Origin of the sequence: Sinomonas sp. (assembly GCF_051955515.1) — a bacterium.
Lineage (GTDB): Bacteria > Actinomycetota > Actinomycetes > Actinomycetales > Micrococcaceae > Sinomonas.
The window spans coordinates 1-5,308 of record NZ_JBQCGQ010000100.1 but is presented as its reverse complement, the minus strand read 5'-3'; the positions used below and the strand labels follow the sequence as shown (position 1 = coordinate 5,308).

The 5,308-nt window shown below is 65.3% G+C and carries 6 protein-coding genes; 3 read left to right on the top strand and 3 right to left on the bottom strand.

Annotated features, from left to right (window positions below; all coding sequences use genetic code 11):
- The 3 genes from nrdE to nrdH form a co-directional block, all read right to left on the bottom strand.
- A partial coding sequence (gene nrdE / locus ACTHL9_RS05500; RefSeq protein WP_440517842.1) for a class 1b ribonucleoside-diphosphate reductase subunit alpha occupies nt 1–1,670 on the bottom strand: 1,670 nt, incomplete at its 3' end.
- Nucleotides 1,671–1,750: 80 nt separating this feature from the next.
- The gene (nrdI, locus tag ACTHL9_RS05495; protein ID WP_440517841.1) at nt 1,751–2,236 is read right to left on the bottom strand and encodes a class Ib ribonucleoside-diphosphate reductase assembly flavoprotein NrdI; all 486 of its coding nucleotides are present in this window, start codon (nt 2,234–2,236) and stop codon (nt 1,751–1,753) included.
- Between the two features lie 40 nt (nt 2,237–2,276).
- Nucleotides 2,277–2,522, bottom strand: a complete 246-nt coding sequence (nrdH, locus tag ACTHL9_RS05490) for a glutaredoxin-like protein NrdH (RefSeq protein ID WP_440517840.1) — start codon at nt 2,520–2,522, stop codon at nt 2,277–2,279.
- Nucleotides 2,523–2,907: 385 nt separating this feature from the next.
- Here nrdH and ACTHL9_RS05485 point away from each other — a divergent pair, with 385 nt between their 5' ends.
- The 3 genes from ACTHL9_RS05485 to ACTHL9_RS05475 are packed head-to-tail and all read left to right on the top strand — an operon-like array spanning nt 2,908 to nt 5,197.
- Nucleotides 2,908–3,840, top strand: a complete 933-nt coding sequence (locus tag ACTHL9_RS05485) for a LysR family transcriptional regulator (protein ID WP_440517839.1) — start codon at nt 2,908–2,910, stop codon at nt 3,838–3,840.
- Between the two features lie 19 nt (nt 3,841–3,859).
- Complete coding sequence (locus ACTHL9_RS05480; RefSeq protein ID WP_440517838.1) at nt 3,860–4,675, top strand: DUF72 domain-containing protein; 816 nt, start codon at nt 3,860–3,862, stop codon at nt 4,673–4,675.
- An 18-nt stretch (nt 4,676–4,693) separates the two neighbouring features.
- The gene (locus tag ACTHL9_RS05475; RefSeq protein WP_440517837.1) at nt 4,694–5,197 is read left to right on the top strand and encodes a DUF2004 domain-containing protein; all 504 of its coding nucleotides are present in this window, start codon (nt 4,694–4,696) and stop codon (nt 5,195–5,197) included.
- Nucleotides 5,198–5,308 lie beyond the last annotated feature (111 nt).

Genomic DNA, 5,308 nt, shown 5'->3' with positions numbered 1-5,308 from the left:
TTGTAGATGCCGTGCTCCATGACCGAGGCCTTGAGCGCACGCCAATCGTCCTGAGTGGGAACGTGGACCTTCGCGAAGAGCTCGCGGACCTTCTCGGTCTGCGGCGCCCACTCCTGCTCGGTGTACTTGTCGAAGAACTCCCCCGAGGCGTACTTGGACTTCTCGAACCCGCCGAACGGCGCACCATGCTCCTGCGCGAGCAGGTTGGACGCCCGCAGGGCGTGGAACAGCACGGTGTAGAAGTAGATGTTCGTGAAGTCGAGGCCCTCTTCGGACCCGTAGTGGACGCGCTCCCGCGCGAGGTACCCGTGGAGGTTCATCTGGCCGAGGCCGATCGCGTGCGACTGGGCGTTGCCCTCGGCGACCGACGGAACGGACTGGATGTAGCTCATGTCCGAAACCGCGGACAGCGCACGGATCGCCGTCTCGATCGAAAGGCCGAAGTCGGAGGAGTCCATCGTCTTCGCGATGTTCATCGAACCGAGGTTGCAGGAGATGTCCTTGCCTACCTCCCCGTAGGTGAGGTCCTCGTTGTAGAGCGACGGCGACGAAACTTGGAGGATCTCCGAGCACAGATTGCTCATGGTCACCTTGCCGGCGACCGGGTTCGCGCGGTTCACCGTGTCCTCGAACATGATGTACGGGTAACCCGACTCGAACTGGATCTCCGCGAGGGTCTGGAAGAACTCTCGGGCGTTGATCTTCGTCTTCTTGATCCGCGCGTCGTCGACCATCTCGTAGTACTTCTCGGTGACTGAGATGTCGGAGAATGGCTTGCCGTACACACGCTCCACGTCGTAGGGCGAGAACAAGTACATGTCCTCGTTCCGCTTCGCGAGCTCGAACGTGATGTCCGGGATGACCACGCCGAGGGAGAGGGTCTTGATGCGGATCTTCTCGTCCGCGTTCTCGCGCTTCGTGTCGAGGAAGCGGTAGATGTCCGGGTGGTGCGCGTGCAGGTACACCGCGCCGGCGCCCTGGCGCGCGCCGAGCTGGTTCGCATAGGAGAACGAGTCCTCAAGGAGCTTCATCACGGGGATGACGCCGGAGGACTGGTTCTCGATCTGCTTGATGGGCGCGCCGTGCTCGCGGATGTTCGTGAGCGACAGCGCCACGCCACCGCCGCGCTTGGAGAGCTGCAGGGCGGAGTTGATGCCCCGGGCGATCGACTCCATGTTGTCCTCGATGCGCAGGAGGAAGCACGAGACGAGCTCGCCGCGCTGCTTCTTGCCGGCATTGAGGAACGTCGGGGTGGCGGGCTGGAAGCGACCCGAGATGATCTCGTCCACGAGCTGAGTCGCGAGCTTCTCATCGCCGCGAGCGAGGTGGAGTGCCACCATGCACACTCGGTCCTCGTAGCGCTCGAGGTAGCGCTTGCCGTCGAAAGTCTTGAGGGTGTACGAGGTGTAGAACTTGAATGCGCCGAGGAACGTCTCGAACCGGAACTTCTTCTTGTACGCGCTGCTCCACAGGTCGCGGATGAAGTTCATCGTGTACTGGTCGAGCGTCTCGCGCTCGTAGTAGTCGTGCTTGACGAGGTACTCGAGCTTCTCGTCGAGATCGTGGAAGAACACCGTGTTGGTGTTGACGTGCTCCAGGAAGTACTGGCGCGCCGCGTAGCGGTCGGCCTCGAACTGGATCCTGCCGTCCTCGCCGTACAGGTTCAGCATCGCGTTGAGCTCGTGGTAGCCCAGGCCCTTGTACTTGGCAGGCAATTCTTTGGGGTCAGCGGCCTTGGTATCCACAGCCGCTACTTCTGGTTCTGCGACAGTCGTGTCCAAAATGCGTCCAATCCTTGTTTCACGCGCTCGACGTCCTCGGCCGTGCCCATGAGCTCGAAACGATAAAGGTGAGGGACCTTGCACTTGACGGCGACGATATCGCCGGCAGCACAGAAGTTGTCCCCGAAATTCGTGTTGCCCGCGCTGATGACCCCTCGGATGAAGGATCGGTTCTGCGGGTCGTTCAAGAACCTGATGACCTGCTTCGGCACCGAGCCCGCTCCCCCAGTCCCGCCGTAAGTCGGCACAACGAGCACGAAGGGCTCAGTCGCACGGAGCGGGCGGTCGTGGGGGTGGAGCGGAATGCGTTCGGCGTCGAGTCCCAGCTTCATCACAAAGCGATGAGTGTTGCCCGAGACGGACGAGAAGTAGATCAGCCGGCTTGAAACGAGGCGGGGCTCAGGCTGAGCGGCGGGCGCATCCGCGCCTGCCGAAGCCGTGACCAGAGAGGTCACCTCGGCACCCCCTGGGTGAGAAAAAACGGACGACGGCGGATCAGGCCACCGAAGCGGAGGACGCCTGGGCGAGCTCATCGATCTTGTCGGGGCGGAAGCCGGACCAGTGGCCGCCATCGGTGACGACGACGGGAGCCTGCATGTAGCCCATGGCCTTGAGTCGCTCGAGGGCCTCCGGGTCCTGAGTGACGTCAACGCTCTGATAGGCGATGCCCTTCTTGTCCAGCGCCCGATAGGTGGCGTTGCACTGAACACACGCAGGCTTCGTGTAGACCGTGACGTTCATGGTTCCTTCCCTCCTGGAAGACTCAGCTTTGGCCCATTGCGGGCCCCCCATATGACCGGCGGCCTTCCCAAATGGATCGGACTGCCGTCGGCTGCCTCGATACTACATGTAGTGGTTGGCGCCGCCGCGAACCCCAAGATGATGTCTTACAAGTATGTCATTTCTGGCTCTGGCAGTCCACATGTCCTGCACACTTAACACACAGGACGAGCCGCGAATTTCCGGCCTTCGCAAGCCTCCGTCCACAGGATGTGGAGGGCTCCATGCACACTCGAGAAAAAGATCGTGTCGTTCGCCCTCGGCGTGTCGCGGCACCGGTCCACAACCTTCACACGTGTCGTAGTCTGGTGATCCACCCCCTGACACATCACCCGAGGAGGCCCAGATGGTGAACCCTGTCCACCTCCAGACGCTCCTCGAGGTCGTCCGCCAAGGCTCCTTCGCGGCCGCCGCCCAGCGGCTCGGGTACACGGCCTCTGCGGTGTCGCAGCAGATGGCCGCCCTCGAGCGCGAGACCGGCGTGCAGCTCTTCATCCGCTCCCCCAAGAGCGTGACGCCCACGGAGGCCGCTGTCGTCATGACTCGCCACGCGACCAAGGTGCTCACCGACATCGACGCGCTCAAGGCCGCGACGGCGCGGGCGGCGGAGGCTGCGGGCCACCGACTGAGGCTGGGCATCTTCCCGAGCCTTGCCACCTACGTCCTGCCTGCGGTCCTGAAGAGCGAGCGCTGGCGGCACCTCGGGCTGGACCTCCATGTCTCGGTCGCCGAGCCGGGCGAGACGATCCGCGGCCTCCTCGCGGGAGGCGATCTCGACGTCGTCCTCGTCTATCAGGTAGGCCAGACCGGCATCGCGTGGCCCAACACCATGGACCGCCAGTGGATCGGCGACGATCCGTTCTGTGTCGTCCTGCCGTCGTCATGGGGAATTGCCGACGGCGCTCAGGTCACCGCGCGGCAGCTGGGAGGCATGCCGTGGATCGTCCATCACCCGGGCACAAGCGACGCCGCCGTCATCGACCGCCTCTTCGCAAGCTGCGGCCTCGAGCCGCGCGTCGTCGCGTACAGCGACGACTTCAACGCGAGCATCGGGCTCGCCTCCGCCGGCCTCGGAGCCGCGCTCGTGCCGGAGTTGGCGCTCCAATCACGGCCGGAGGGCGTCGTCGTCGTTGATGTCCCCGAGATCAAGCTCGCGCGGAACATCTTCGCCCTGCGCCCCGGCGGGCCGGGCGAGACACAGACGGGTCTCTTCCTGGACCTCGTGGCGGACACGCTCAAAGCGATCCAGGCGCGCAATCCCGGCGGATCGCGCCGCTGAGGCGCCTACGCTGGGGACCGTGGCGAGGGCATATGTGGGCGTCTCGGGATGGCGCTACGCGACGTGGCGCGGCGACTTCTATCCCCGGGGCCTGCGCCAGAAGGACGAACTGGCGTACGCCGCGGAGCGCATGACCTCCGTGGAGATCAACGGCTCGTTCTACTCCCTGCAGCGCCCGTCGTCGTACGAGACGTGGCGCGACGCGACGCCCGAGGACTTCGTGTTCGCCGTGAAAGGCGGGCGCTTCATCACCCATATGAAACAGCTGCGGGACGTGGAGACGGCGCTGGCGAACTTCTTCGCCTCGGGGATCCTCACGCTGGGCGACAAACTCGGGCCCCTCCTCTGGCAGCTGCCCGAACGCCTGACGTTCGCTCCCGAGGTCCTCGCGCCGTTCTTCGCCCTCCTCCCTCGGACCTCACAGGACGCCGCGCGGCTCGCCGAGCGTCATGACGAGAAGCTCCCGGATCAGCGCGCGGTGACCACTGCGCTCACGCAGCGCCCGCTGATCCATGCCCTCGAGCCCCGGCACGACAGCTTCGACACACCAGAGGCCAGGGCGTTCCTCGCAAGCCACGGCATCTGCACCGTGATCGCCGACAGCGCGGGCCGGTGGCCGGTGCTGCACGACGAGACCGGGGGCTTCCGCTACGTCCGCCTCCATGGCGAGTCCCGGCTCTACGGCGGCGGCTACGCGGACAGCACGCTCGACGCATGGGCAGACCAGATCCGCCGGTGGCTCTCCGACGGTCACGACACCTATGTGTACTTCGACAACGATGCCGACGGCCGAGCCCCGCACGATGCGGTCAACCTCCTCGCGCGCCTCGCGTGAGGGGACTATCTTTTTCTCATGGAGACGGCAGTAAGCCGGCATTTCGGGGAGATCGCCCTTGCGCCGGCGGGGCAACGGAGCATCCCTGGCCGCTACGAGCACGACGGCGTGCCCATCAATCTGGACCTGAGCATCGGCGAGCACGACCGGCTCGACGAAGCCTGTCTGCACAAGGTGGACTATCGCCTGAGATTCCTCCCGGAACTCATAGATTCCGCCCGCGAACGCATAGCGCAGGACCTGCGGGACGAGGATTCACCAGCCGTCGAATACCGGCATTTCCACTGCCAGAACCTCCAGGACGGGAAGGTCCGCGAGGTCTTCGGCGTGGAAAGCCCCGACGAGGTGGACGACAACCGCTTCGTCCAGGCCCTGCGCCTCACCAAGGTGGGGATCTACCCGGGCCAGCCTGAGCGCTACTTCGTGCTCGGCTTCACGCTCGGCGAGGGCTTCACGGACGAGGTGCTCCTCGCGGCCGCGGACGAGGACGGAGTGGTCGACGACGAGGTCGAGTGGGAGTAGCCGGACTCTGACGCCGACATCCCCGCGGGGGGGGCGCGGCGCCGAAGCCGCGGCCGCGGCGGGGGAGGGCGAAGCCGTTGGGGCGGGGGCCCCCCCCCCGGGCGGGGCGGG

Coding starts and splice junctions, on each gene's coding strand:
- ACTHL9_RS05485 (WP_440517839.1), top strand. CDS start 2,908: ATGGTGAACCCTGTCCACCTCCAGACGCTCCTCGAGGTCGTCCGCCAA.
- nrdH (WP_440517840.1), bottom strand. CDS start 2,522: ATGAACGTCACGGTCTACACGAAGCCTGCGTGTGTTCAGTGCAACGCC.
- ACTHL9_RS05475 (WP_440517837.1), top strand. CDS start 4,694: ATGGAGACGGCAGTAAGCCGGCATTTCGGGGAGATCGCCCTTGCGCCG.